The sequence below is a fragment of the Thalassobacillus sp. B23F22_16 genome (assembly GCF_043496955.1).
Taxonomy (GTDB): domain Bacteria; phylum Bacillota; class Bacilli; order Bacillales; family Halobacillaceae; genus Thalassobacillus; species Thalassobacillus devorans_A.
On the sequence record NZ_JBIEKD010000001.1, the window covers coordinates 1 to 26,055 of the forward strand.

Genomic DNA, 26,055 nt, shown 5'->3' on the forward strand with positions numbered 1-26,055 from the left:
GTAGGATCGGTTTTGGTATCCTTCCCTTTATGCGGAGGCATCCAAGTGTTTCGGAAGAAAACACGCGGAAGAAAAAGTGGCCCGCTGAGTGATCTATTTTTGTCCACTTTATTGACAGAATTCCAATTTGTCTCTCTTACCAACGGAAGTAGCTCTCATCCCTGGTACTATGTCTCTCATACAATAGGATTTTCTCTTATCCGCCCTGGATATCACGTTTCCGGTATCCTGCAAAACCAACCAGCAGCACAACCGCCGCAATACCCGTCAGCACACTCAGCGCCAGCCAGCTCACTTCTTTGACCGGGAGTTCCGGAATGTGACCGAACGGGCTCAGTTTGGTGACCCACTCGTCAAATTGGAATAATCCGCCCATATAGACGACGATGAAAGAGTAGACGAGATACAGCCAGGCCACGACCGTCACCCGGGGCACCCAGCCAATCAGCAAAACTGCCAGTGCAAGCATCACCCACATGGCGGGAAGATAAGCCATGGCAGATTCATAAAATCTTCCAAGCGAAATCCCACCTTCCATGACCGCATTACCAACCGTGCCAAGACCCAATGCGGCCAGTGACAACATGACCCAGCCGCCAACCAATGACAGCACCAGGTAACTTCCCATCAACCTCGTCCGGGAAACCGCTCGTTCCAGCAAGTGAGCGGCCCTTCCTTTGCCCTCTTCCCCTTTCAGCTTCAACATGAACAACAAAGCCGGAATCGTGCTGATCATGGCGAGTACCGCCATCAGCATCGACAGGAACTGTTCAGTCAAGGAAACACCGGAAATCGGGGTAAGCAGCTGTTGCATCATTTCATTATCGGCAAAAAACGACTCCAAATCGCCAAGAACCGAGCCATACGACGCGCCAAGCACGAACATTGCGATTGCCCAGGAAATGATTCCGGTTCGCTGAAGACGAACCGCTAATCCAATCGGGTGAACGAGCAGGCGGGATGCCTGCTTTTTCCCTGCTTTTGACGGTAAAAATCCTGCGTCCATGTCGCGGATGGCATTTAAATAAAATGCTAAAACGGCCAGCACTACCGCCGCTGCCAGAGTTACGACAATCGGCCACCAGAGATTGGTGACATATGTTTCTGTACGGACGATCCAGCCGAATGGGGAAGCGAGCGCCAATGCTTCGCTGGATACGTCTCCAATGGCCCGGACCATATAAGCGAGCAACAGGACAGCCATTCCGAGTCCGATTGTTCCTCTTCCACTTTCCGATAACTGGGCAAATACAGCTGTCAGGGCAGCGAAAAAGATTCCCGTTACTCCGAGAGCCGCTCCGTATAAAACCGAGCCCTCTACGTCAATGCTTTCTACGGTAAATGTCACAAGCCCAACGGCAGTCAGCAGGGCCAGCATGAGGTTCGCTCCTGTATATACCACGAGCGTCGAAGCAAGACTGGATAGCCTTCCGGCCGGGAGCGCCCGGACGAGTTCCAGCCGGCCATCCTCCTCTTCTCCCCGCGTATGCCGGGCAACGAGCAGGATATTCATAACCCCCACGACGACCGCTGTCAAGAGCAGCATCTGATGGGCAAGCATCGCGCCGACCGTATAATTTTCGAGACCATAGCCAGGACCGACCATGGCAATCATCGCCGGATTTTTCATCGTTTCTGCCATCGCCTGCCGTTCTGTGTCGGAGGAATACAAGGTTGAAAAAGCACTCACGACAAGCAAAGTGGAAACAAGAAAAGCAGCCATCCAGATGACAAGTCGTACCCGGTCCTGTCTCGTGATGTGCCGGGCAAGAACGCCTGTGTTGGCATATAACCGCTTATTCATCACCCTTTCACTCCTTCATAATGGCGCATGAACAAGTCCTCCAGTGTCGGCGGCGTACTTTCAATTTTTTCGATGCCGAACCTGCTGACATAGCGCATCACATCATCGAGCTTTTCCGTATCCACTTGAAAAACGAGCGCCCCGTCTTTTTCCTCCAGGTGATGGACGCCCGGCTGTTCCCCCAGGGCAGGCACAGGCTGTTTCGTTTGCAATAAAAGTTGTGTGCGCGTCAAATGGCGCAGGTCGGCAAGAGAGCCCGATTCGATAATCCGTCCCTCCCGGATGATCGCCACCCGGTCACAAAGCCGCTCAACCTCAGATAAAATATGACTCGAGAGCAATACACTTTTCCCTTCCGCTTTTACTTCCATCACACATTCCTGGAAGACACGTTCCATCAATGGGTCGAGGCCGGATGTTGGTTCATCCAGGATATACAAATCAGCATCCGAGGAAAAGGCTGCGACAAGCGCCACTTTTTGCCGGTTTCCTTTGGAATAGGTACGGCATTTTTTGGAAGGATCTAATTGAAACCGGCGAATCAGTTCTTCACGGCGTTCTGACTGTTTTCCTCGCCTCAGCTTCACAAACAGATCGATGACTTCTCCGCCTGTAAGGTTCGGCCACAAGTTCACATCACCAGGTACATAAGCAATTCGCTTGTGCAATTCCACCGCGTCACTCCAGGCATCTTTTCCAAAAATAGTAGCCTCGCCAGCCGTCGCCTTTAACATGCCAAGGAGTACTCGGAGTGTCGTCGATTTACCGGCACCATTCGGTCCGATAAAACCGAACACTTCCCCTTCCCTTACGTCGATATCGACCCCATCCAGCGCCTTCACCTTGCCGAAATGCTTTTTCAGGTTTTTCGTTTCCAATACACTCATCCTGACCCCTCCCTTACGAATAAAAACTTTTCCGCAAAACGTCTAAATACTCATCAAATTCCTTCCAGTATGGATCAAAGTCGAATGTGGCAAAATTCGCTCCATAGAGCCGCTGCTTCATTTCATTCTGATAGCCTTCGATAGCCCAGCGAATCAACCGGAACGCTTTTTCCACATCGACATCGTCCCGGAACAGGGAATAGTTGATATTCTCATACATGATTTCGTTCCCTCTTTTCTGAAGCTGTTCCATCCGTGGCTTCAACCTGTCAGGAATCGACTCCTGATCGAGCATGAATGTCCCACTGAACCGGAACAAATCTGGATGCTCCAGGAACGCCTTCATTTTCACTCGTGCAGCATGCTTGAACCGCTCGATAAAATCCCGCTCGCCCGGTTCGATCCGCTGTAAATAATCTTCCATAATGACATCGAGCGTGTATTCGATGAGATATTCATAGAGACCCTGTTTGTTTTTAAAATAATAAAAAAGCATTCCCTTGCCGATTCCGGCTTCTTTTACAATGACATTGGTCGACGCCTGCTCAAAACCTTTCTCAGCAAACTCACGGAATGCCGCATTCAAAATTTTTCTACGTTTATGATCGTCTAGATTGATGAATTTCGTTGCGATGGTTTTGCCCCTCCTTTTCACCAATATATAAGCATTCAGTCTATTTTAGACCACTCTGGTCGATTTAATTGTACTCCTTTTCGACCACCATGGTCAACTTAATTTTTCTATTAAAAGTGTAAAGGAAAAATTAATAAGATTAATTCTATGTAAAGGAGGGTATACCACTTGCAGAGATTTAAAATAGCCACGATTGTGTTTACTTATGGGTGAAAATTTGTTAAATTGAACTATTATGTGAGTGATGAAAGATTAACAGGAGGTCCAACACGATGAAAGATTACAAGAATCTGTTGAAAAAGGGCTGGCTATTCTTTCTAGTAGCTGTCCTGTTCCTATGGGGTAAAACCTATTATGCTTTGAAAACAGCTTTCAAATTAGATATTGAAAATAGTACGCAGCAATTTATTCTGGCAATTGCACCTATCAGTTCGATTTTGTTTTTCCTGGGATTATCCCTGCTGATTCCTAAAAAGATACGGAATAAAGCGTTTATGACAATATATGTCCTGATGACATTTGTGCTGTTTGCTAATGTTGTCTACTTCCGTTTCTTCAGCGACTTTATTACACTGCCGGTACTGATGCAGTATAAAAACTTTGCTGAACTCGGAGGCAGTGCTCAGGCATTGATTCAGCCGATAGATATCATCTACTGGATCGATGTGGCTATCCTGATCACCTGGCTCGTAACTAGAAAAGTCAAACCGGCGATGCGGTTCAAAAAGCGCACGGTTGCGATGCTTTATGCCGCAGTCATTGGTATTGCAGCTGTCAACCTCAACCTGGCAAATCAGGAACGCCCGGAGCTATTAACCCGTACATTCGACCGTATGAAACTAGTAAAATTGCTTGGAATCTATAACTATCACATCTATGATAGTGTCGTTACCGCTAATGCATCTTCCAAGCGAGTATTTGCGGACAGCGATGAATTGACAGAAGTGCTCAACTACGTCAATGGCCAGCAAGGAAAAATGGGTGTACAAGGTGAATATTTCGGCAAAGCCAAAGGTAAAAACGTTGTGCTTATTTCCCTGGAGTCCACGCAGAACTTTGTTATGGACTATAAAGTGAACGGACAGGAAGTCACACCTTTCCTGAACGATCTGAAAGATGACAGTTACTATTTCTCTAACTTCTATCACAATACAGGTCAGGGAAAGACTTCCGACTCAGAATTCCTCCTAGATAATTCTATGTATGGCATGTCACGGGGTGCTGTTTTTACAACAAATGCCAACAACGAATACAACGCGACCCCGGAAATTATCAAAGAGGAAGGCTATACACCAGTGTCGTTCCACGGAAACAATGACTCGTTCTGGAACCGGGATGTCATGTACAAATCCCTTGGTTACGACCACTTCTTCTCTAAAAGTGAATATGATGTCAACGAAGAAAACTCGGTTAACTATGGCTTGAAGGATATTCCTTTCTTTGAACAGTCCATGCCAATGATCAAAGACCTGGACAAGCCATATTATGCAAAGTTCATTACACTGACGCACCATTATCCGTTCATTTTGAACAACGATGAAGATGTAATGATCGATCCTGCCGAAACTGGAGACGGTACGGTAGACCGCTACTTCCAGACCATGCGTTATCAGGATGAATCAGTGAAAAAGTTCATGGAAATGATGAAGGAACAAGGCGAATATGAAGATACGATTTTCATTATGTATGGTGACCACTATGGCATTTCTGATAACCATAACCGCGCCATGGGCGATCTGATGGATAAGGAAATTCGCACATTTGAAGAAGCGCAGTTCCAGGAGGTCCCATTGATCATTCACATTCCAGGTGAAGAAGGTAAAGAAATGAAGACCGTCGGAAGTCAAGTCGACTTGAAACCGACAATCCTCAACCTACTTGGAATTGAAGCAGGAAACGACGTCCAGTTCGGTGTCGACCTGTTTGCGAAAGACCGCGAGGATATAGCGATCTTCCGTGACGGCACGGTCGTGACTGATGAGCATGTCTATTCTGCCAAGGATGGTTCCTGCTATGACAAAGAAACTGAAGAAGAAATCGATGGCGAAACCTGTGCTCCACTAAAAGAAAAAGCAGAAAAAGAGCTGGAGTATTCCGATAAAGTCGTCCACGGCGACCTGCTCCGTTTCCTGGATCAGAACCAGGACATTGAAGGAAAATAATCGTGTATGAAGCCAAGAAGCACCACCTGCAAGTTCAGGTGGTGCTTCTTTTGTCTCTATTAAGTGGGGCGGTATCTCTTTTAGTAGTGCGATTGTCTCTCTTCTAATTATGGCGTTCTCTTATATGCTTGATAGTGTCACTCTTATTTTCGAATTTGTCTCTCATAATTAAAAATTTGTCACTCTTACGACCTATGCTGTCTCCCATCCGGCTATTATCTCTCTTATAGGGGTGAAATTTTAATGTTTTTGTTTTGCAGCATGTGGTACAAAAACCCCGCAACCTGAATGAGGCTCCGGGGCTACTCCTTTTATAGACGATACGTTTTTTCTTCCCCATAACCGAGAACGTCTACAGTTGTGTCAGGATAGTCCTTCAATAACGCTTCCAGTTCTTTATCCCTGTCTACCATATAAGATATCACCGGAAATGCCGCTACGAGGCCGTCAAACGTTTCTTTCGATGCAGCTTTTTCTTTCGATGGGAACGTGTGGCTTGGTATAACCGTTTTCACATTCAAAAGATGCTCCACTACATAGGCCGCTTCTTTCGGATTCATCGTAAAATGGCCACTCGCGGACAATATGGCCATATCCGGCTGATAGACGTCCTGTATCAGCTTCATATCCGCCATCATAGCTGTATCACCGGAATGGTATAGCGTGAGGTCATCCTCAAAATCAAAAATATACCCGCATGGATCCCCAGCGTAGATCGGCGTGCCTTCCGTTTCCCCATAGGAACTCGTATGTCTTGCGGCTACCATCGTCAGTTCGGCATCTGCCACCTGGAACTGGCCGCCGAAATTTAATGGCATGACATTCTGGCAGCCTTTTTGAATCAGAATCATCGCCAACTCATACTGTGCCACAATCAGTACGTCCGGTTTTGCCTGCGTCAGCCGCTCCAGCCCGCTGGTGTGGTCAAAATGGCCATGGGTAAGAACAACGGTGTCAATCGTAGCTAAAAACTCATCCGTCTGATAATCCTCGGGACAGCCAGGGTTCATTTCGAAAAACGGGTCAATCAGAAACTTCGAACCCCCATTACTCGTCAACACATACATAGCATGACCCAGTCGTAACACCTTCACTTGCATCCCTCCATTTTGGTCATCTGTTATGACTTGGACTAAGATGGGAAGTTATTACTTTGTTGTAAACGCTTTCTTTATTTTACCACAAAAAGACCCACGGATGGGCCGTCTGCTACCTTTCCTCCTGGTCACGCTTTCGGAAAAGCTTCCGCGATTGCTGCAAAAATCTTTTCCATTAACGTAAGGATCGCGCCCACGATTCATCCTTCCTGGAAAATCACGCTTCGACATTTTTTCGTGACACCGCCACCGTAATTGCCGTAAACAAATAACCTAGCAGCAATAAACCGGTATAAACAAAGGAGTATCCGCTCGGTACAAACAACAGAGACACCACTTCCACGAAGGTCAAGTCAGCAAAAACTCCAAACCCTGCTCCCGCTGCACCTTGTTCCAAGCCGGCAAATCCGCCTTTACGAAAGAAAAAGAAAGCCGTATTGGCAAGCAGGTATCCGAACAGACCGACCAGGCATAAGCGACATTTAGAAAGTTTATATCCAATTCCAAAGATTATTCCCAATAACAAAAAGATCATAGGATAGAAAAGCATCAACGTCTCGATGGCACCCACATGTTTCACCCCGTTATTTGGAATTCATTTAATTACAATTATTTCAAATAATGGCATATTTCTCAACACTATTTTCCATTTTCAGGTTCAAAGCAAAAAAAGAGGCTGCCTGTTTTAGCAGCCTGATTATAATTCCATGGTGCTGGTAATCTCGGTTTCCTCCAATGCCTGCGTGGCCAGCCGGTCCGCCTCCCTGTTCCGTTTTCGGGATACCACCTGGTACTCCGGCGTAATGCCAAGCTGCTTGAATTTATCTTCAATTCGATCCGCCCATTTGGACAATTCATCTTCCAGGCATGGCCATTCGCCATTCAACTGGTTGATCACCACCTGGGAATCACCGACGATTTTCACATCGATATGATGGACGCCGAGAAAATCCAGTTCCTGCAAAGCCAGGTGGAGTGCCGCGTACTCCGCTTCATTGTTCGTTTGCAGTTCATCGACGAGAGCATTTTTCCGGAGGCGATAAGACTTGCCATCCTGCTCATAATAAACAGCGCACCCGAGCCCCGACTTTTTTGTTTTCAAATCAAAGCCGCCATCAAAATAGACGGTAATGTTATGCGGTTCTGTTTCAATTCCTTTCATAAATTCCTTTAATTCTTTCAAGCTCCACGTGTGATCCTTAGGATCGATAAACGTAAAGCTCCTGGCCCGGCCGGTCTTTTCTATATCGTCGGCAATCATAATCGCCTGCCCTGCCGGCATTTCTTCAGAAGTAAACGCACTTGTCGTCCCCTTCGGTGTTTTGTAAGTAAATTCAATCCGTACTTTCATCTGCCAACCCACCTTTTCCCTGTTAGTTTATTTATGACCCTATTGATAAGTCATTAAACTATAATAAGTTTTGACAATTTCTAAATAATGGTGTAAATTACCCAATGTACGAACAATTAATATATCAAAAATAAAATCATTCGCTTTTAGGAGTGTTAACCATGGAAAATGTATTTGATTATGAAGATATTCAACTGATTCCCGCAAAATGTGTCGTTAACAGCCGTTCGGAATGTGACACAACAGTTCAGCTAGGCGGATATACATTTAAGCTCCCGGTCGTGCCAGCCAATATGCAGACCATCATCGATGAAAATATTGCTGCCACACTTGCAGAAAATGGCTACTTCTATATCATGCACCGGTTTCAGCCAGAAAAACGTCTGACTTTTATCAGGGACATGCACGATAAGGGGTTGGTTGCTTCCATCAGTGTAGGAGTTAAACCGGAAGAATACAACTTCGTCCGCCAGCTGTCCGAAGAAGACCTTACTCCGGAGTTCATCACCATCGACATCGCCCATGGGCACGCCAATGCTGTCATCGAAATGATCCAGCACATTAAAGAGCATTTGCCAAAAAGCTTCGTCATCGCCGGCAATGTCGGAACACCGGAAGCAGTCAGGGAACTGGAGCATGCTGGTGCTGATGCAACCAAAGTAGGTATCGGTCCAGGTAAAGTATGTATTACCAAAATAAAAACCGGCTTCGGGACAGGCGGTTGGCAATTGGCAGCACTAAGGTGGTGTGCAAAGGCGGCAAGCAAGCCCATCATTGCCGATGGCGGTATCCGCACCCATGGTGATGTAGCAAAATCCATCCGCTTCGGTGCGTCGATGGTCATGATCGGCTCTCTTTTTGCAGGACATGAAGAATCACCTGGGGAAACATACGAACAGGATGGAAAGCTTTATAAAGAATACTTCGGCTCCGCGTCTGAATTCCAAAAAGGCGAGAAGAAAAACGTCGAAGGCAAAAAAATGTATGTCGAGCATAAAGGCTCCTTGAAGGATACCTTGCTCGAAATGGAGCAGGACCTTCAGTCCGCCATTTCCTATGCAGGGGGGACCAGCCTCGATGCTATCAAGCATGTCGACTATGTTGTCGTAAAAAATTCGATTTTTAACGGAGACAAAGTTTATTAGAAAACTCGTCAAGCGCTGATGTCGATCGCTTAGTATCTTCTCTCAAAGAGAAACTTATCTTAACCTATGATAAAAAGAGCGGGCTCATCCCCGCTCTTTTTTATACCGTATATATGTCGTGACTTGGCAGCTCGAGCATCGTCAACTTCCCGCCGTAGGCGGCACCGGTATCAATATCAATCTGATCTTCGTAATAAGCAATCTCCCGGACTGGCGTATGCCCGTGAACCACTGTCTTTCCAAGACCGATTTTTTCCTCGTGCCGTGTCCATAACAACGTATCCTCATCCTGTTGTTCCAGTGGGGTCTCCGGTTCAAGACCCGCATGGACAAAAATATAATTGTCCGTTTCGTAATAAAGATGGAGGTTCTCTTCCAGCCACTGTTGATCTTCCTGGACTTCTTCCATCCTTCCTTCGTATGATTGGATAGTCGTGGCTGCACCGTTCATTTTCCAAAGTTCCATTGCTTCTCGATCTACCTTGGAACGAATGAACATATCATCATGGTTGCCTTTGATTGCCACCGCACTGTCATTTTCCACCAGCCGTTTCACTTTCTCTATCACTCGCTTCGATGAAGGCCCCCGGTCAATATAATCTCCAAGCAGGATCAACTGATCTTCCTGTGGATCATATTCCGCCTTGTTCAGCACTAAATCGAGCTTATCCGCTTCCCCATGTATATCGGAAACTACAAGATATCGCAACGTTGTTTCCTCCTTGTTTGTCAACTTGCAGTAATTTACTGAATCTCCCATATTGCACTATTTCCTATTTCAGCTAATTGAAACCTCCTGTCACCCTGTTATATGACACGGGGTATGCAAGGGATGGTATGCATGTTATACTGGTTTAATACTTGGATAGGGAGCTTAAATCCAGGGCCAAGTTGAGAAGGGTTTCGCATCAACTTGGATTAGAAAGGGGTACAATCATGCAAATTAAAGTAATGTGGATTAATTTTCACAAAGCAAGCGAACTCGACCGCCCCGAACTATTTCAACGAATGGATGAAATTAATCTGGAAAATGATCAAAAAGAGAAAAAAACATTAGAAGAACTAGCGAAAGACAAGCTTTCCGAACAATTCAATATACCGGTTAAAGAAATCCAAATCATTGAGTACAAAGTAGCCGATGAAATAACAAGTTGATAGTGATATATAACGAAAGAGACGGCCATGCGCCGTCTCTTTTTTTATGGCCTTCAAAATTGCTGTAATCAGCATTTCCAATTATACTCCTTGAATACCCAGTACCTTCCAGCCTTAAAACCTCTTTTTTACGTTTGGCTCTAAAAAGGTATCTTTATGGACTTCCAGGAAAAGATAAAACCGGAGGGATGAATATGCCAGAGAGAATGTTGACGATTGAAGAGTTCAATGAACTGTTGAAGCATTGGAACGGAGAAAAAATAAAAATATCCAAGCATGAGCTTGATGACGTCGATACGACATTTTTGCAGATCGATTCGGTCTCGTATCGAACCAAAACAAGAAGGATGGACGAATATCAGCCGATGCATACCTTATCATTGAATGGACAGGGAGAGATCACCCTGGAGGCAGGCGGTTCCCAGCCATTGCCGGATGCTTCCTACGAAATTCCCCTTGAAGATACCACACTGTATCGCTATGATGACGGGTCGACCTTTACATTGGCTACGGAACGGGGAACCTATACCATTGAAATCATGGGAAAGAACACATAAAAAGAGGTCTCTTCTATAATGGGAGAGACCTCTTTGCTGTTACTGATAGTTGTCTTCAAAATTCTGCATGAATGCTACAAGGGATTCGACGCCCTCTTTTGGCATCGCATTATAAATGCTCGCACGCATCCCGCCAACTGAACGATGGCCTTTCAGTGTTTCCAGCCCCTGCTCTTTTGCCTTGGTTAAAAAAGCAGCATCCACATCAGCCGACGGACTGACAAATGGAATATTCATAATCGACCGGCTGTCTTTTTCAACCGGTGACGTGAATAGTCTGGATGCTTCAATCTGATTGTATAAAAGCTCCGCTTTCTCGCGGTTGATCTTTTCCATTTCGGCAATGCCGCCGAGGTCCTTCAGCCATTCGAACACAAGCTTCGCCATATAGATAGCAAACGTCGGAGGCGTATTGTATAAGGATCCTTTGTCACTGTGCGTCTTGTAATTGAGCATCACCGGACAGGATTTAGACGCTTTGCCGATTAAGTCTTCCCGAACGATGACTACAGTCAGGCCGGCCGGACCAATATTTTTCTGGGCACCGGCGTAAATTACACCGAACTTCGATACATCCATCCGTTCTGAAAGAATATTCGACGACATATCAGCAACGAGCGGTACATCACCAGTGTCCGGGATTTCCGTAAACGCCGTTCCTTCAATCGTGTTATTGGTCGTAATATGAACATAATCTGCTTCCGAATCGATCATGCTTTTCTCGATCTTTGGAATGTACGTAAAATTGGCATCCTCAGACGAGGCGATCACCCGAACATCGCCATACTTCTCCGCTTCCTTGATCGCCTTTTTTGACCAGGAGCCCGTGTTAACATAGTCTGCTTTCCCGTTTTCGCCAAATAGATTAAGCGGCACGGCAGCAAACTGCTGGGAAGCGCCTCCCTGTACGAACAATACCTTATAGTTATCCGGGATTTCCATCAGGTCACGCAGGTGCTGCTCCGCTTCCTCGATGATTTTTGTGAACAAGGCAGAGCGGTGGCTGAGCTCCATCACCGACATGCCAGACTCCTTATAATTGGTCAACTCGCTTTGTGCCTTTTCCAATACGGGCAGCGGCAGCATCGACGGCCCCGCAGAAAAATTATATATACGCTTCATTTCAACTGACCCCTCACTTCCTATGTAGTAGGTTGACAACCGTTAATATGGCCACACCCTTTTATGCGTTAAACTATAAAAAAGAGAGACCGGGGTACCCCAATCTCATCGTGTTCAAAGGTTTATGTAACCCTTCTGTCCTTTTGCCTGAGATTATGAACCCTTCGGCGCTGCACAGATTGTGCATCCTCTCCAGAAGCCGCTCCTGCTATAGTATCACCCACAGCATTCTTAGCTTTTTCTATTATTCATTTTGTCAGAAAAATCAGTGATATGCCTGGATTATATAGCATAGCTTCGAGGTTAGCAATAGGGGAAAACCTGGCGCCTAATAATGATAACGTTTACTTTCCTGCTATTAAAGGATTCCTGTTTATTGAAAAAATTAATTCCATGCCGGGCCTTATACTAGACAGTTTTCAGGCTTGCTGGACAGCTTGGACGCATACTAGACACACACAGAAATTTACAGGACAATTCCGGAATATTACTAGACAGTTTTGAAAATAAACGAGACAGAATCAAGAATTAACCAGACAATTATTTCATTTACTAGACAAGTCACCCCAGCCAGGCAGTGTCGTTCAAATGCCAATCGAACCACCGTCCGTGCCCATCTGTCTCCCCCACTGTTTCCACATAGCTTTTCCCGTTGATAAAATAATCAAGATGGAGCTTCCTGTCCTCGATATTATTATAGATGTGGAACACATCCCGCTCCCGCCCGATGGCGGTGACTTTCTGCAGTAGCTCCTCTTTCACCTCTCTAGGCATTTGGTTGGCGACATGGGTGTGAAAAATGCAAAGCGTGCTGGCCGATGGTGCGTTAGCTGCAAGCTCCTCTAGTAGCGACACGCCGTCTCCTTCGACCAGGGAAGGAGGATTTTCGCGGAACTGACGCACAGCCTTCTCAAAAATCTCCAGCCTCTCCCTATGTTCCGGCCATATCAGTGCTTTCAGCCACAGCGTTTCCTCTCCGTCTGTCAGGTCACTGACATGGAGATCCACGCCTGTGCGGAAAGCTACTGGAGGAGCGTCAGAAAGAAGATCCGGCATGCTCCCCTGTCTTACTTGCGAAGATAACTGGAGCGCAGAAGCATTATTCCCATATGTAAGATGATCACCATAATTATATCCGTATTGGTCCCAAAGCAATTGGAGCCCGGCGCTAGTGCCTATTTCTATCAGCGACAATGGGTTCTTTGTTTTCTTATGTATATGACAAAAAACAGGATAGAGGTAAGCACAGCGTCTGACTTCATTTGTCTGCACGAGCTTTTTCCCCATCAATTCCATGAGCGACCGCCTATGGCTGCGACAAAAGTCTAAAAAATGGGGAAACACTTCTTCAGGCGATTCCGGCTTTTCCGTCAGGCTTGGATAATACTTTCGCAGCTCGTGCTGTTCTCCCGATAACAGGAGATAATGCACCGCGCCAAATAAGAGATTAGGGATGGGCTGGCCTTCCCTCGCATGCGAGCTTAGTTCCAATACTTCCTCGTTATCTGCTACATTTATCGCCAACTGTTCATATAAAGGACTGGATCCTTTGCATTCCAACTCCGCAAAATCCATAAACTTAGCCGCTAATTGCTTCACACTGCCGGCCTCCTTTTTTATTCAAACGTTTCCGCTGTAGCAATCAGCTCTTCGTCCTCGAGCGCTTCCGCATCTTCACTCGCAGCTGATTTCAATTGGTAATGGACACCATTCTTTTCCCATAGCAGCATACGGCTGCCTTGCGCATTTTCGTAAAAGAAACCCTTCTGGCCCTCACCGAATTCGATTTCATCAAATAAATTGCTGCCTGGTGATTCCATTTTCGCGTTAATCACTTCCAATTCCATCGACTGCCCCTTTGTCCCCTGAAAGTTAGCAACAAAAATCGGCTGGTCCGGTACAAAACTTTCCACTTCGAGCGTGTCGACTTCCATCGGGACTTCAGCCGGCAGCTCATAATCAAAATCGACAGCTCCCAACTCATTCGTGATTTTTTCCTTATCATAGGACTGCATGTCATACCCTGTGGAACAAGCAGCTGTCATTAAGACGATCATTAAAACTAAAGCGAGTTTTTTCATGTTGACTTACCTCCAATTACATCTTTACGGATTCCACCTTATTATAGCTTTTCTTTTTCAAAAGCTCATCTATTCCCCAATATATCATGGCGATCGGAAATGCAAACAGATAAACGACAATCGACCAGACGGGGATCGCAATCATTTTGTAAATCAGATAAGCTGCCACTATATGCAGGAGCAGCGAGAGGGATGCTGCGTATTTCAAGTTACGTGTTATTAATTCGATTAAAACCGACAAAGCAGCCCCGCCGGCTATTAAAAAAGGAAGTACATGAAGCAGGGTAAAAAAAGTGACAGGTGTGCCTGCCGCATAGATAACGACCGTAAATATAGTAGTATAAAACCACGCTTTCCATTTTCTCCGGAGCATTGGATCACCACCTTAATTATAAAGCAGCTGTTCGAAACTAGTGGCAGCCTGGTAAAACCGTTTATCATAGTTTCCATCGGAATCAACCGTCCAGCTGGTTGCCAGCACGCTGTGACAGTAGCCCCAGAGCATCAGCCTTTCTCTGTTTAAATGAAGTATACCTGCAAAAATATCAATACGACCTTGTATGACTGGCAGCGTCTCGGTCTCAGGCAGTTTATTCAGTAAAAACTGAATCACGTCATATTCCCGTTCCCCAACCAGCCCTTTCGGATCGATAGCTCTCCATTGGTTTTCACCTGACTTCAGCACATTGTAATGATGAAAATCTCCGTGGAGGAGAAACTGCTGTTCGGAAGACTTATGTAAACGCTCAAAAATATCGCAAGCTTTTTCCATTTGTTCACGGGGTATCGGGCCTTTCCCATCCGGGTTCTCTCTCAACTGTCGCCGCAAATTCTCTTCCCGTGTCCTGGTCGTCGGTATCCGGGTATGTTCCGGTGCAGGATGATGTAAATCTCCTAACACGTTTGCTGCGATTTGAGTTGCAGTAATTTCGTCATCTATCTCCGCAAGCATCTTCCCGGGGGTTAGTTTCTCCAACAGCAGGATTCCTCTCTCCTCATCGGATGCGATGACAGAGACCATTCCCTTTCCAGCGAATAACCGAAGTGCTTCCCACTCATCACGAAATCCGTTCCCGGGAATAGATAATTTTACTACCAGTTCCGTTCCATCCGCTCGAGTAGCCGGGGCAACGTAATTATAGGATAACTGAAAAGGATCACTAATTTTTAGGTCCCATTGATTTTCACAGAAGGCGATCAATTCAGGCAGTCGCTTCAGCCAGGATTCCCCTTCTTTCGAAAAAGATAATTGAATGTTTTCTACGAATTGCTTCTGAAGTTTCATGACATTTCCCCTTCAAAATTGACAAATTACTCCTCTCCCTAGATTCTACTCCTAAGAGGGTTTTTCCTTTATTAGAAAACCGCGATAAACGAAACAGCGCCATCCAATGTGTGGATGGCGCTGTTTATTTCCATTAGGCTTTATATTTTTCTGTAATCCGAGTCAGCCTGTTGATATTTATTTTCTTCATTTGCAGCATTTCCCGCATTACTTGCTCTGCCACTTCCTGCTCAGGATGACGGAGCAACTCCGGCAGTCTATCGGGAACAATTTGCCAGGAAACCCCATATTTATCTTTCAGCCATCCACATTGCTGGGCTGCTTCGTCCCCTCCATCGGAAAGTTTTTCCCAGAAACGATCTACTTCTTCCTGGTTTTCACAATGAACAATGAAGGAAATTGCTTCGCTGAATTGAAAATGCGGGCCACCGTTCAATGCCATGAATGACTGGCCTTCCAGTTCGAAATCGACGGTCATCACCGACCCTGCCGCTTTGCCGTGAATGTCCTGACCTTCATCCAGGTAGCGAGTGACTTTGTTAATTCGGGAATCGTTAAAAATAGAAACATAGAATGCCGCAGCTTCCTCTGCTTTTGTATCGAACCATAAATGCGGAGTGATTTTTTGCACTTTACTCAACTTTATCCTCCTTTATACAAAAAATTTGATTAGTGCTGTTCTTACTGATGTCCGTTTCATACTAACATGGAAAAGTACCCCATATTTCTCACCGATTGCTATTGTGGTGTAAGCGGTCCAAAAAATTATTCATCAGTAGTGGAAGGGAAACTAAAATTGGCGCATCGTCGATGAGTGGTGGGCGGAGGGTGACCGTCTGGTGCGGGATATCTTTATTCGCTTCCACGATAATCGGCTTCCGCGCTTTCGCACGTAAGGTCTGATGGGGTAGTAAAAGATCATGAGCAGCCATTTTCCAGGATACAGAAGTTGCCATCAAATAATAGACACCTGGTTTGACACCAGTCATTGAGAAATCGCCCATGGAAGATACAAGGGTCCCATAAGTCGGCAGGCCCTCGGGAATGGCCTTCGGAAACAGCCCGATCAAGGTGACGCCTTCAAAAGGGGATGCTGTTTCCAGCGTGCCATGCACGCTGTAAGGGGTAGTGCTGCTGGTACGCGGATCCTTCCAGTCACTTAAATCTTGCAAAAATCGAAATTGTTCATCCGCCTGTTGGGCAGAATTCCGAAAATGTGCCGGGGTCACCCCCACCCTTTCGGTAAACCGGGTCGTGAATGTTCCCAGACTCTGCTGGCCGATTTCCATCCCGATCTCCCTAACCGGAAAATCGGTTTTAATCAACAAGTCTTTCGCTTTTTGCAGCCGCAGGGCGGACAAGTAGTAAAGTGGCGGAACCCCGATCCTTTGTTTGAAAATACGGTTGAAATGGTAGCGGCTGTAGCCGGCCTGATCAGCCAGGTCAGAAAGTGATAACGAATCATAAAGATGAGTATCAATATACTCGATCACCTGATCGATTTCGGGATATTTATTCTTCATTGCTCCTCCTTTCTCGGCCAAGTTCATTACCAATACCTTTCTACAATTTCCTGACGATTCCTCCTTCTTCCTGTCAAAAAGTGAACAAGTGTTTTATTTGCGACTTCTCTTAGACCCAAATAAAAAACCGGCTCCAGGCCGGTTCTCCAATCCATCACTTGATCACTTGTACTTTTTTGATTTTTCTGACGTCAATCTCCAGCACTTTGAAGGTCAGGTTGTTGCGCTCGAGTACATCGCCTTCTTCCGGAAAACGATTGAACTCTGCCAACAGATAGCCGGCCAGCACATCTTCCTCTTCTGGAATCTCGGTATCAAAAATCGAATTCAGACGGTGGAGCGTGATTTTACCATCGCAGATAATTTCCGTTTCGGACAGTTTTTCCACGATCAAATCGCCTTCCATGTCCATTTCATCTTCGATTTCCTGTCCAATCATCGCTTCGATGACGTCTTCATGGGTCAGAATCCCTTCAGTGCCGCCATATTCATCAATGACAATTGCCATGTGCTTTTTTTCTTTCGTCATTTTCTTGAACACCCATTCGATGTTATGAAATTCATACACGACAAGCGGGTCCTTATAGCAAAAATCGGATAATGGCCGTTCCGGATTCATGGCCCATGTCAGCAGATATTTCGAATGGAAAACGGCCACGATGTCATCGATATCCTTGCGGTAGACAGGATATCTCGTATAGGGATTTTGAATGACAACATCCCTGACTTCTTCATAACTCGCATCACTTGGAATCGCGATAATCTCTACCCGCGGCGTTTTCAAAACATCTTTGACATTTAAACTGTAAAAATCGAGAATCCCGCGAATCCGGTGCGACTCCGCTTCATTGAATGTCCCTTCTGAACCGGCAATATCGACCATCGTCCGGAATTCTTCTTTTGAAATCGAAGCTTCTTCCGTTTCCCCTTTTGACAGAGCCCGTGTCAATGCATCCGTAAGCCAATTGAGCACGATCGTCACCGGCTTGAAAATAAGGACAAAAAAACGGATAACCGGCGAGACAGCCATCGCAATTCGGTCAGGAAAAGCAGCCGCGACTGATTTCGGGATCACTTCTGCGAAAATGATGATGATAACGGTGAGTATCGCAGAGGCAAGGCCTATACTAAATCCATATTGTATGGCAAGCGTTGTAACCAAGGTCGGCAATAAGATATTAGCGATATTGTTTCCGATTAAAATGGTGGTAATAAATTCACTTGGACGGGAAAGTAAGTCCAACAGTTTTTCCGCTTTCGTATCGTTTTTGTTAGCTCTCGACTGCAGCTTCATTTTATTAGCGGCAGTCAGTGCCGTTTCACTACCCGAAAAGAATAATGAAACGAAAATCAAAAAGATGATCGCAATGATCACAGGACCGTTCCTCCTTCATGACTATGTATGCTTAAGATTACCTGCCAGATTAGTATTTTCACTGTAACAAAGAAAACAGCCGATTGGAAAGAATTACACTTTTCCTTACAAATCCTGCGACAAGCGAATCATATCGCGGCACTGGATCCCATTTTCAAAAATCGGTTCCTGGTAATGCCGAAGGAAAAAGTCACGGTCGATTCCGACGAGCCGGAAGCCGCACTTTTGATACAAAGCCAGCTGGCCGATACTGGAATTCCCTGTTCCTATTTCTATCGTTTGATACCCGTACCCGGCCGCTTTTTCGATTGCGTCTGTAAGGAGCAATCGCCCCAATCCTTTCCCACGGCAGGAAGCTTTCACAGCTATATTGACAATTTCTACTGTTCCTGGTCTGGTAGGCAATAGCACATAAACACCTGCAATTTCCCTATTATCTTCTGCAACGAAACATTCGCCACGTTCGAGATATTCCCGTACCAGCTGTTCGGAAGGATCTGCATCGAGCAGCAAATCCATCGGTGGACGCTCGTCTTTTCTACATCCTCTAATCTTCATTCCTCTCCCCCTTTTCCTCTACATTTTACAACAACTTCATATTCTTCGGGGACAAGGCATATAGTTTCTTAGTGGATGATTAACGATCGAGGAAAAGGAGATGGCCTATGAAACAATCTATCTCTGTGTTAGCAGCAGTGGTATTGATTATTTTCGCCGTATTACTGGAAAACGAGAGCCAGCCTTCTATAGGTGGAAGCCCGGTCATGCAGGACGATAGTGCCAAAGAAACGAGTGGTCAGGTAGTGCAGCACACCCCCTATTCCGAATTAACCTACGTGCTGGAAGAAAGAAAAGAAGTGCATGGCCATATTGTCGAAACATACCGGGAATATGAACTTTACAATGATAAAAATGGTAACATCCGTAAACGCGTGCCGACCGAAAATGTTCAATACATGACCTTTAAAAAATATCACGAGTGAACAAGCGTCTGGTTTCGACAGCTGATGTCGGGACCAGGCGCTTAAATTTTTCCCCGCCACACATGTTAAAGTTAAGCATTTAAAGGGTAAGGGTTACACCAGTGGCCTGCTTTCCTATTGGCTTTTACATTTGTGAAACTTAATCTGTTTATCATTACCAATTGTAATAAATACTGGAGGAACCTGACGATGGTTGATTTATTTCTTGAGCTGACACCGTTGATGCAAGCGCTGATTGCTACCCTCTTCACATGGGGGATGACAGCGCTCGGGGCGGCCCTTGTATTCACAACAAAAACAATGAGCCAAAAATTATTAGACGGCATGTTAGGGTTTGCCGGCGGAGTAATGATTGCTGCCAGTTTCTGGTCGTTACTGGCTCCTGCCCTGGATATGGCGGAAAGCGACGATATCGCTGCCTGGATACCCGCTGCTGTCGGTTTTATGCTTGGCGGGATATTTTTATGGAGTGTCGATAAGGTTATCCCTCACTTGCACCCTGGCTCCTCCATGACAGAGGCAGAAGGCTACCAGCCTAATAAAAAGAGGCGCAGTACCTTGCTCGTCCTTGCCATCACCTTGCATAACATCCCCGAAGGACTGGCTGTTGGGGTAGCATTTGGAGCTGCCGCTGCCGGATTTCCGGAGGCGTCTTTGGCAGGAGCTGTAGCGCTTGGGCTTGGGATCGGCATTCAGAACTTCCCGGAAGGGGTTGCCGTTTCCCTCCCGCTTCGCCGTGATGGCATCTCCAGACGGAAAAGCTTCTTTTATGGGCAATTTTCCGGAATGGTCGAGCCCATCTCCGCTGTGATTGGAGTATTGGCTGTCACCATGATTGAACCAATCTTACCGTACGCACTGAGTTTTGCCGCCGGTGCGATGATTTTCGTCGTCGCAGAAGAAGTGATTCCAGGCTCTCAGGAAGAAGGGAACAAAGACTTAGCATCGATGACTCTGATGATCGGCTTTACCGTCATGATGATTCTCGATGTCGCGTTAGGATAAAAACCATGAAACCGACGGATTTCCTCCTCGGTTTCATGGTTTTTTATTTCCCTGACATTAAGCGGATGTTTCGTTTTCATTAAACGCTATATTAGACGTTTATCCTTCTCTTTCATTTGGGAATATATGTTACAAGTCCCTAGCTTGACCAAGGATTAAAAAGCATCGACAGGAAAATGAAAAAACATCGGAAGAAGGAGTGATATCGTGGAACATGTAAAAGCACTTGCCATTAAAGGATTGATGACGTTTGTCGGTTTATTCGTCGTATTGACCTTAGGATTCAATGTATCGTTGCTGACAGTTCTAGCTATCACGGTCGTACTTGGAGCTGTTTCTTACCCATTAGGTGATTTGAAGCTTTACCCGAAAACCACCAATATGATTGCAACCACAGCTGATGTCGGGGTCGCATTTTTAGTTGTCGCTGTTATCGGGCCGATGGTTGGAAGCAACGACGTTTCCTCATGGATGTCGGCAGGTCTGCTGGCCGGAATCGTGCTTGCGGTTGGGGAATTTTTCTTCCACAACTATATTGGCAATAAACCACTCGGCGACAACAAACGCCTCCGCACTTCCTATAACCATTAAACCTGACCGGACTGTCTCTCTTTAGAGACGGTCCTTTTATCCGTAAAGGAGGAGATAGGACAATAAGGTAAAAGGCTGCTTTTCATGGGAAAGACAGCCTTTGTTCTTTTGAAATCCACCTGCGGCCTCCTCCCTCTCATAAACGTCTCTTTTTTGAATCCGCTTTCTTCCTATTAAAACAAATGTGCAATAATCAACACTTTTCAGTATAATGAACGTAATTAGAAGGAAAAATCAGTAAGACGAGGGTTTGTCTAATAAACGACATTTCTTCAGACAAGTGTTGAAGAACGCATGAAAAATCGGACAGGAGGTCAATAAGATGGAAAAAGATAAACGGGTCAGACGGACGAAAAAAGCATTGCAAAACTCCCTCCTTACCTTAATGGAAGAAAAAGACTTTCATGATATTACGATCACAGATATCGTTACGACCGCCGATTACAATCGCGGCACGTTTTACAAGCACTATCAATACAAAGAAGATTTGCTGGATGAGATCATCGAAAATGTCTTAGCCGGGCTCAGGGAGTCCTACCAGGAGTCCGATAATGATAAAGAAACCAGCCTTTCTTCCTCTGCGATAAAAATTTTCGACCATGTGGAACAAAACGCTAAGTTCTATCAAATTGTCATCCGTTCTAATGCACTGCCAGGCTTCCAGGATAAATTCATCCAGGCATTGAAAGAGCTGGCATCAGAAGACCTCATCTCCCTTCAGCCAACCCCTGAAGTCGACCCTGATTTGCACGCCAGTTATCAGGTTTATGCGATTTTCGGATTGATTATCGAGTGGGTCCACACTGGTCTGAAGCATTCACCATCCGATTTGGCGGAACAACTCCTGGCAATTCTGAAAGCTGAACCGGTGACGACAGCGTTCAAAACGAAATACGTCCCCCCTCGTATGGCATAAAAAAAGAGCTCCCGTTTGATGCGGAGGCTCTTTTGTTTGGTATAAAGAGGTGGGTTATTTTTCGCTCCAGCGGAAAAAACGTGTTGCCAAAATAATCGACACGACAGCAATACCGAGTAAGATCCCGACTTCCACCCCGTAAGCTGAAATCGGCGCCTCACTCCACGTCCCCCTCAGCATGATAATCACATAATAAAGCGGCAAAATTTTCGCGACATACTGTAGCACGGTCGGCATGAACTCAAGCGGGAACGTCGCTCCCGATAAGAACAACATAAGATTCAAGAATAACGAGCTGATAGCAGCCGCAGACTGGGTGTTTTTCGCAAGTGACGTCAAAAATAAAGCGAACGGGAAAAAGGCCGCAATGCTGACGAGTAGTGCGATCAGCGTACTTCCGATGTACGCCGGCAGCGTCAAATCATACATCCACATACCAAACACCATCAGCAGCACCGCAGAGATAAAGAAAATCACAGTCCCCTGCAGGGTATGAGCGGCAAGTATTTTCCAGGACTGCAGCGGCGTCGACTGATAGCGCCTTAATACACCGGTTTCCCGATAGCCGGTCAGCACCGTCCCAAGCGTAAAAAACGAAGTCGTAACAATATTCACGCCGATCCATGACGGGACAAACATCTGCGCGAACGATAGCCCGTTCATTTCATTGCCAACGAACATGGAGCCAAACAGCCAGATCATCGCAACTGGAAACAAAAACGTCCAAAATACACTGAGCCGGTCCCTGAAAAACATTTTCGTTTCAATGCTTGCAAGCCTCATAATAGATGTCATCCTGTCTGCTCCTTTTCCAAATAATGAACGAATAAGTCATCAAGGGACCCTTTTTCAAACTTAAAGTTGTGAAGCGCGATTCCTTTCTCGTGGCAATAGGAGAAAATGTGGTAAGCGGTTATCTGCTGGTCCTCGCTGAAAACCTTGAAAGTCTCCTCCGTCTGCTCCACCCGCACTACTCCAGGGACGGTAATCAAGTAGTCATACTCCAGCCCGCGGCTCTCAAAAGCCAGATAATGGGCTTTCATTTCATTCAGCAATTCTGATGGTGTGTTCAATGCTTTCAGCTGCCCACTGTAAATCATGGCGACACGGTCACAGAGCTTTTCGGCTTCTTCCATATAATGGGTTGTAATCACAATGGTACACCCCTGCTCTCTCATCAGACGGATCATCGACCACATTTCCCTTCTGGCATGAGGGTCCAGGCCCATGCTCGGTTCATCGAGGAAGAGGATTTCCGGCTTGTGAAGAGTTGCCAGCGCCAGTGTCACCCGCTGCTTCCATCCCCCTGATAAATCTTCAAACGCGACATGCAGCTTTTCCTTTAATCCAAGTATCTCGATTAAATGTTCTTTTTGTGTCGCCTGCTTGTAAAAGGATGAAAATAGGTCGAGTGCTTCTTTTACTTTCATTTTCTTCTGAATCGATGTGGCCTGGAACTGTACGCCGATATGATGGTTCAAATTCCTCAACTGCCTGCTGGGATCCAGCCCCAGTACATCAATTGTTCCTTTATCCGGTTTCAGGATGCCTTCCAGCATTTCGAGCGTGGTGGTTTTACCAGCCCCGTTCGGACCGATAATTCCAAATATCTCGCCTTTCCCGACAGAAAATGACAGGTCATTCACCGCCTGGACACTGCCAAAACTTTTCGATAATCCTTTTACATCAATGACATGCTCCATGTCTCCCCTTCTTTCTATTAAATGCTTCCCTCTCCTATGTAGATGCTTGATAAGTTACTATTATTATTCCAAAGTCTCCCCTGTTCCACAAGCTATATTTTCAAGATATTTCCGTATTTTGGCATGTGTATTCTTCCTCAAAATTCTTGATAAAAAACTTTGACATCTGCCAGTATTTCATGTAGATTATCTATTATACGAACAATAAACGACAATATTTTGTTATCATTCGCCTTTTTCACAACTACATACCTTTTCATATAATCGCAGGAATAGGGCCTGCAAGTTTCTACCGGTTTACCGTAAATGAACCGACTATGAAAAGCAGCATGACAATAGAGCGGGGAAGTATGTCCGCCATCTATTCTATTCGTCATTGGCAAAAACTAAGCCAAAGCTCGCTTTCCTCATAGTGGTGGAAAGCGAGTTTTTTTATTGGCTAGCTTCAGCGCCCAGACACTCGCGACATAAGCAACCCGTCTTGCGGAAGGAAAGGACACCTTCCTCCAGTCGTTTTGCTTATGCGTGTCGTGTCTTTCAGGGCGCTTGCGCTTTTCTTGATTCAGAAAGGGGATTTCCATGAAAGCATTAGAACAGAAGATTGTAACCGAAGGAAACGTACTATCGGATTCCGTCATCAAAGTCGATTCTTTTTTAAACCATCAGATTGATCCATTATTGATGAAACAGATCGGGCAGGAATTCGCGGATAGATTTTCAGATACCAACATTACGAAGGTGCTGACACTGGAGTCATCAGGCATCGCACCAGCAACGATGACAGGGCTCATCTTAGGTGTCCCGGTTGTATTTGCCAAAAAACGAAAGCCTATAACACTAGCAGAGCACTTTTCAACAGAAGTCTATTCCTTCACCAAAAAAGAAATGAATAACATTACCATTGCCAAAGACTTTCTTAAACCCGATGATAACATCCTACTCATCGATGACTTTTTGGCCAACGGCCAGGCCGTTTCCGGAATGGTAGACATCATCAAACAAGCGGGTGCAAGTCTCGCAGGCGTCGGCATTGTGATCGAAAAAGGGTTCCAGCATGGCGGCAAAATTCTACGCCAGGAAGGAATCCGGGTAGAGTCCCTCGCCATCATTTCATCTATGGAAAACAAACAAATCACGTTTGACAAGGAGGGGGCATTAACATGAAAACTTTCACCTTAGGACTCCAGCATCTGCTCGCCATGTATACAGGGGCCGTGTTAATCCCCTTGATTGTCGGCGGCGCACTTGGACTCACCTCCGAACAATTAACCTATCTCGTCGCCATCGATCTTCTAATGTGCGGGGTGGCGACCATTCTCCAGATCGTCAATAACCGCTTCTTCGGTATCGGACTGCCCGTTGTTCTCGGCTGTACGTTCACGGCGGTTGCTCCGATGATTGCGATTGGCGGGCAGTATGGAATTTCCGCTATTTATGGAGCGATTCTCGCATCCGGATTATTTGTCGTCGTCATCAGTGGGTTCTTTGGAAAACTGGTACGGTTTTTCCCACCGGTAGTCACCGGAACGGTCGTCACGATTATCGGTATTACCTTGATTCCTGTCGCGATTACGAATATGGGCGGCGGGGAAGGCGCCAGTGATTTCGGGTCGATCACAAATATCTCCTTAGCTTTCGGAACGCTATTATTCATTATCCTAACCTATCGTTTTACGGAAGGTTTCATCCGGGCGATCGCTATTTTACTTGGCATCGTCGCTGGTACGATTGCAGCTGCTTTCGTTGGAAAAGTCGACGTTTCAGCTGTCGGAGAAGCTTCTTATTTCCATATGGTAGAGCCGTTTTACTTCGGCATGCCAACGTTCGAATGGTCGGCGATTCTGACGATGATCTTAGTGGCCATGGTATCGATGGTGGAATCTACCGGCGTTTATTTTGCCCTTAGCGACCTGACGGGGAAAAAAATAAAAGAAACGGACCTCTCAAAAGGCTATCGTGCGGAAGGACTGGCCATCTTTCTTGGGGGCATCTTCAATGCTTTTCCTTATACCGCTTTCTCTCAGAATGTCGGTCTCGTCCATATGACCGGGGTCAAATCGCGGAAAGTGATTCTGGTTACAGGGTTACTCCTGATCGCCTTAGGGTTTATCCCGAAAATTGCTGCCTTGACGACAATCATTCCGGCTGCCGTACTTGGAGGTGCGATGGTGGCCATGTTCGGGATGGTCATCTCGCAGGGGATCAAGATGCTCAGCACCGTGATTGCCGATTCACCTGAAAATTCTATGATCGTTGCCTGCTCCGTCGGCATGGGGCTTGGGGTTACCGTGGTTCCTGAGCTGTTTGCCCAGCTGCCGTCCGGTGTACAAATTCTGACAAGCAACGGAATCGTTGCCGGCAGTGTCACCGCGATAGTTTTGAATATCGTTTTCAATATGACGCCGCGCAACGTAAAGGTAACCATGTTAAAAGAGAAGAAAGCTTCCTGATATTTTCAGATGACACGTAAACAAGCTCAGAGTCTATACTCTGAGCTTGTTTTTGATGAATCATTTGAGGATAAACCGCTGGATTCCTTAGGCCAGGTCTTTTTTTAAGTTATTAAGACTGTCCCGAACGGGTACGCATCTCGTACGGTTCTTATCCTGCCTATAAAGACCATAACTTAAGCGATCGTGTAGCTTTACAGTCATTAACCACTTTCTAAAGACCATTAGA

General features: G+C 45.9%; 28 protein-coding genes and 2 riboswitches. Of the genes, 10 read left to right on the forward strand and 18 right to left on the reverse strand.

What is annotated here, in order from left to right; translation table 11 throughout:
* Nucleotides 1-196: 196 nt before the first annotated feature.
* Genes ACGTNI_RS00005 through ACGTNI_RS00015 form a run of 3 tightly spaced genes read right to left on the reverse strand, consistent with a single transcriptional unit; the run spans nt 197 to nt 3,346 of the window.
* Entirely contained in the window at nt 197-1,804 is a 1,608-nt protein-coding gene (locus ACGTNI_RS00005) for an ABC transporter permease (protein ID WP_394458927.1), read from the reverse strand.
* Nucleotides 1,804-2,691 (reverse strand): ABC transporter ATP-binding protein, encoded by an 888-nt coding sequence (locus ACGTNI_RS00010; protein WP_394458929.1) that lies wholly within the window; start codon nt 2,689-2,691, stop codon nt 1,804-1,806. The genes ACGTNI_RS00005 and ACGTNI_RS00010 overlap by 1 nt, the downstream gene beginning before the upstream one ends.
* 13 nt (nt 2,692-2,704) lie before the next feature.
* Nucleotides 2,705-3,346, reverse strand: a complete 642-nt coding sequence (locus ACGTNI_RS00015) for a TetR/AcrR family transcriptional regulator (RefSeq protein WP_394459813.1) — start codon at nt 3,344-3,346, stop codon at nt 2,705-2,707.
* 251 nt (nt 3,347-3,597) lie between these two features.
* On the opposite strand from ACGTNI_RS00015, the gene ACGTNI_RS00020 reads away from it, so the two are divergent.
* Entirely contained in the window at nt 3,598-5,487 is a 1,890-nt protein-coding gene (locus ACGTNI_RS00020; protein ID WP_394458932.1) for an LTA synthase family protein, read from the forward strand.
* Nucleotides 5,488-5,798: 311 nt separating this feature from the next.
* On the opposite strand, the gene ACGTNI_RS00025 is transcribed toward ACGTNI_RS00020, so the two are convergent.
* The 3 genes from ACGTNI_RS00025 to ACGTNI_RS00035 all read right to left on the reverse strand — a co-directional run bounded on the left by ACGTNI_RS00025 (nt 5,799) and on the right by ACGTNI_RS00035 (nt 7,935).
* On the reverse strand, nt 5,799-6,581 hold the full coding sequence (locus ACGTNI_RS00025; protein WP_394458934.1) for a metal-dependent hydrolase: 783 nt from the start codon (nt 6,579-6,581) through the stop codon (nt 5,799-5,801).
* Nucleotides 6,582-6,801: 220 nt separating this feature from the next.
* Nucleotides 6,802-7,155 (reverse strand): hypothetical protein, encoded by a 354-nt coding sequence (locus ACGTNI_RS00030; RefSeq protein ID WP_394458936.1) that lies wholly within the window; start codon nt 7,153-7,155, stop codon nt 6,802-6,804.
* A 126-nt stretch (nt 7,156-7,281) separates the two neighbouring features.
* Nucleotides 7,282-7,935: a ribonuclease H family protein gene (locus tag ACGTNI_RS00035; protein ID WP_394458938.1), complete on the reverse strand. Its 654-nt coding sequence runs from the start codon at nt 7,933-7,935 to the stop codon at nt 7,282-7,284.
* Between the two features lie 161 nt (nt 7,936-8,096).
* Between ACGTNI_RS00035 and guaC the strand changes: the two genes are divergently transcribed.
* Entirely contained in the window at nt 8,097-9,080 is a 984-nt protein-coding gene (gene guaC, locus ACGTNI_RS00040) for a GMP reductase (RefSeq protein WP_394458940.1), read from the forward strand.
* Between the two features lie 100 nt (nt 9,081-9,180).
* Here the strand turns inward: guaC and ACGTNI_RS00045 are convergent, their stop codons facing one another.
* Entirely contained in the window at nt 9,181-9,789 is a 609-nt protein-coding gene (locus ACGTNI_RS00045) for a metallophosphoesterase family protein (RefSeq protein ID WP_394458942.1), read from the reverse strand.
* A 227-nt stretch (nt 9,790-10,016) separates the two neighbouring features.
* On the opposite strand from ACGTNI_RS00045, the gene ACGTNI_RS00050 reads away from it, so the two are divergent.
* Together ACGTNI_RS00050 and ymzB are read left to right on the forward strand one after the other, a co-directional pair.
* Nucleotides 10,017-10,235, forward strand: coding sequence for a hypothetical protein (locus ACGTNI_RS00050; RefSeq protein ID WP_394458944.1), 219 nt, complete (start codon nt 10,017-10,019; stop codon nt 10,233-10,235).
* A gap of 194 nt (nt 10,236-10,429) precedes the next feature.
* Nucleotides 10,430-10,792, forward strand: coding sequence for a protein YmzB (gene ymzB, locus ACGTNI_RS00055; protein ID WP_394458946.1), 363 nt, complete (start codon nt 10,430-10,432; stop codon nt 10,790-10,792).
* A gap of 39 nt (nt 10,793-10,831) precedes the next feature.
* Here ymzB and serC read toward each other — a convergent pair whose 3' ends face one another.
* The 9 genes from serC to ACGTNI_RS00100 all read right to left on the reverse strand — a co-directional run bounded on the left by serC (nt 10,832) and on the right by ACGTNI_RS00100 (nt 18,736).
* Nucleotides 10,832-11,914: a 3-phosphoserine/phosphohydroxythreonine transaminase gene (serC, locus tag ACGTNI_RS00060; protein WP_394458948.1), complete on the reverse strand. Its 1,083-nt coding sequence runs from the start codon at nt 11,912-11,914 to the stop codon at nt 10,832-10,834.
* 125 nt (nt 11,915-12,039) lie between these two features.
* A riboswitch (glycine riboswitch) is annotated at nt 12,040-12,120 on the reverse strand.
* 355 nt (nt 12,121-12,475) lie between these two features.
* Nucleotides 12,476-13,513, reverse strand: coding sequence for a DUF2332 domain-containing protein (locus ACGTNI_RS00065; protein WP_394458950.1), 1,038 nt, complete (start codon nt 13,511-13,513; stop codon nt 12,476-12,478).
* Nucleotides 13,514-13,530: 17 nt separating this feature from the next.
* On the reverse strand, nt 13,531-13,995 hold the full coding sequence (locus ACGTNI_RS00070; RefSeq protein WP_394458952.1) for a hypothetical protein: 465 nt from the start codon (nt 13,993-13,995) through the stop codon (nt 13,531-13,533).
* Nucleotides 13,996-14,011: 16 nt separating this feature from the next.
* Nucleotides 14,012-14,368 (reverse strand): hypothetical protein, encoded by a 357-nt coding sequence (locus tag ACGTNI_RS00075; protein WP_394458954.1) that lies wholly within the window; start codon nt 14,366-14,368, stop codon nt 14,012-14,014.
* Between the two features lie 12 nt (nt 14,369-14,380).
* On the reverse strand, nt 14,381-15,280 hold the full coding sequence (locus ACGTNI_RS00080; protein WP_394458956.1) for an aminoglycoside phosphotransferase family protein: 900 nt from the start codon (nt 15,278-15,280) through the stop codon (nt 14,381-14,383).
* Nucleotides 15,281-15,413: 133 nt separating this feature from the next.
* Nucleotides 15,414-15,911 (reverse strand): VOC family protein, encoded by a 498-nt coding sequence (locus tag ACGTNI_RS00085; protein ID WP_394459815.1) that lies wholly within the window; start codon nt 15,909-15,911, stop codon nt 15,414-15,416.
* A gap of 97 nt (nt 15,912-16,008) precedes the next feature.
* Entirely contained in the window at nt 16,009-16,803 is a 795-nt protein-coding gene (locus ACGTNI_RS00090) for a helix-turn-helix domain-containing protein (RefSeq protein ID WP_394458958.1), read from the reverse strand.
* Between the two features lie 154 nt (nt 16,804-16,957).
* Nucleotides 16,958-18,178: a hemolysin family protein gene (locus tag ACGTNI_RS00095; RefSeq protein ID WP_394458960.1), complete on the reverse strand. Its 1,221-nt coding sequence runs from the start codon at nt 18,176-18,178 to the stop codon at nt 16,958-16,960.
* Between the two features lie 105 nt (nt 18,179-18,283).
* On the reverse strand, nt 18,284-18,736 hold the full coding sequence (locus ACGTNI_RS00100; protein ID WP_394458963.1) for a GNAT family N-acetyltransferase: 453 nt from the start codon (nt 18,734-18,736) through the stop codon (nt 18,284-18,286).
* Between the two features lie 107 nt (nt 18,737-18,843).
* On the opposite strand from ACGTNI_RS00100, the gene ACGTNI_RS00105 reads away from it, so the two are divergent.
* The 4 genes from ACGTNI_RS00105 (at nt 18,844) to ACGTNI_RS00120 (ending at nt 21,673) form a co-directional block, all read left to right on the forward strand.
* Nucleotides 18,844-19,161 (forward strand): hypothetical protein, encoded by a 318-nt coding sequence (locus ACGTNI_RS00105; protein ID WP_394458965.1) that lies wholly within the window; start codon nt 18,844-18,846, stop codon nt 19,159-19,161.
* 189 nt (nt 19,162-19,350) lie between these two features.
* Nucleotides 19,351-20,166, forward strand: a complete 816-nt coding sequence (locus ACGTNI_RS00110) for a ZIP family metal transporter (RefSeq protein ID WP_394458967.1) — start codon at nt 19,351-19,353, stop codon at nt 20,164-20,166.
* A gap of 207 nt (nt 20,167-20,373) precedes the next feature.
* On the forward strand, nt 20,374-20,757 hold the full coding sequence (locus tag ACGTNI_RS00115) for a DUF2512 family protein (RefSeq protein WP_394458969.1): 384 nt from the start codon (nt 20,374-20,376) through the stop codon (nt 20,755-20,757).
* 322 nt (nt 20,758-21,079) lie between these two features.
* The gene (locus ACGTNI_RS00120) at nt 21,080-21,673 is read left to right on the forward strand and encodes a TetR/AcrR family transcriptional regulator (protein WP_394458971.1); all 594 of its coding nucleotides are present in this window, start codon (nt 21,080-21,082) and stop codon (nt 21,671-21,673) included.
* A 54-nt stretch (nt 21,674-21,727) separates the two neighbouring features.
* Here the strand turns inward: ACGTNI_RS00120 and ACGTNI_RS00125 are convergent, their stop codons facing one another.
* Together ACGTNI_RS00125 and ACGTNI_RS00130 are read right to left on the reverse strand one after the other, a co-directional pair.
* The gene (locus tag ACGTNI_RS00125; RefSeq protein ID WP_394458973.1) at nt 21,728-22,468 is read right to left on the reverse strand and encodes an ABC transporter permease; all 741 of its coding nucleotides are present in this window, start codon (nt 22,466-22,468) and stop codon (nt 21,728-21,730) included.
* Entirely contained in the window at nt 22,465-23,376 is a 912-nt protein-coding gene (locus tag ACGTNI_RS00130; RefSeq protein WP_394458975.1) for an ABC transporter ATP-binding protein, read from the reverse strand. Before ACGTNI_RS00130 ends, ACGTNI_RS00125 begins: the two co-directional genes overlap by 4 nt.
* A gap of 236 nt (nt 23,377-23,612) precedes the next feature.
* A riboswitch (purine riboswitch) is annotated at nt 23,613-23,714 on the forward strand.
* Nucleotides 23,715-23,955: 241 nt separating this feature from the next.
* On the opposite strand from ACGTNI_RS00130, the gene ACGTNI_RS00135 reads away from it, so the two are divergent.
* Both ACGTNI_RS00135 and ACGTNI_RS00140 read left to right on the forward strand, forming a co-directional pair.
* A complete protein-coding gene (locus ACGTNI_RS00135) occupies nt 23,956-24,540 on the forward strand; it encodes a xanthine phosphoribosyltransferase (RefSeq protein ID WP_394458977.1) in 585 nt (194 codons plus the stop codon).
* Complete coding sequence (locus ACGTNI_RS00140) at nt 24,537-25,826, forward strand: nucleobase:cation symporter-2 family protein (protein WP_394458979.1); 1,290 nt, start codon at nt 24,537-24,539, stop codon at nt 25,824-25,826. Before ACGTNI_RS00135 ends, ACGTNI_RS00140 begins: the two co-directional genes overlap by 4 nt.
* Nucleotides 25,827-26,055 lie beyond the last annotated feature (229 nt).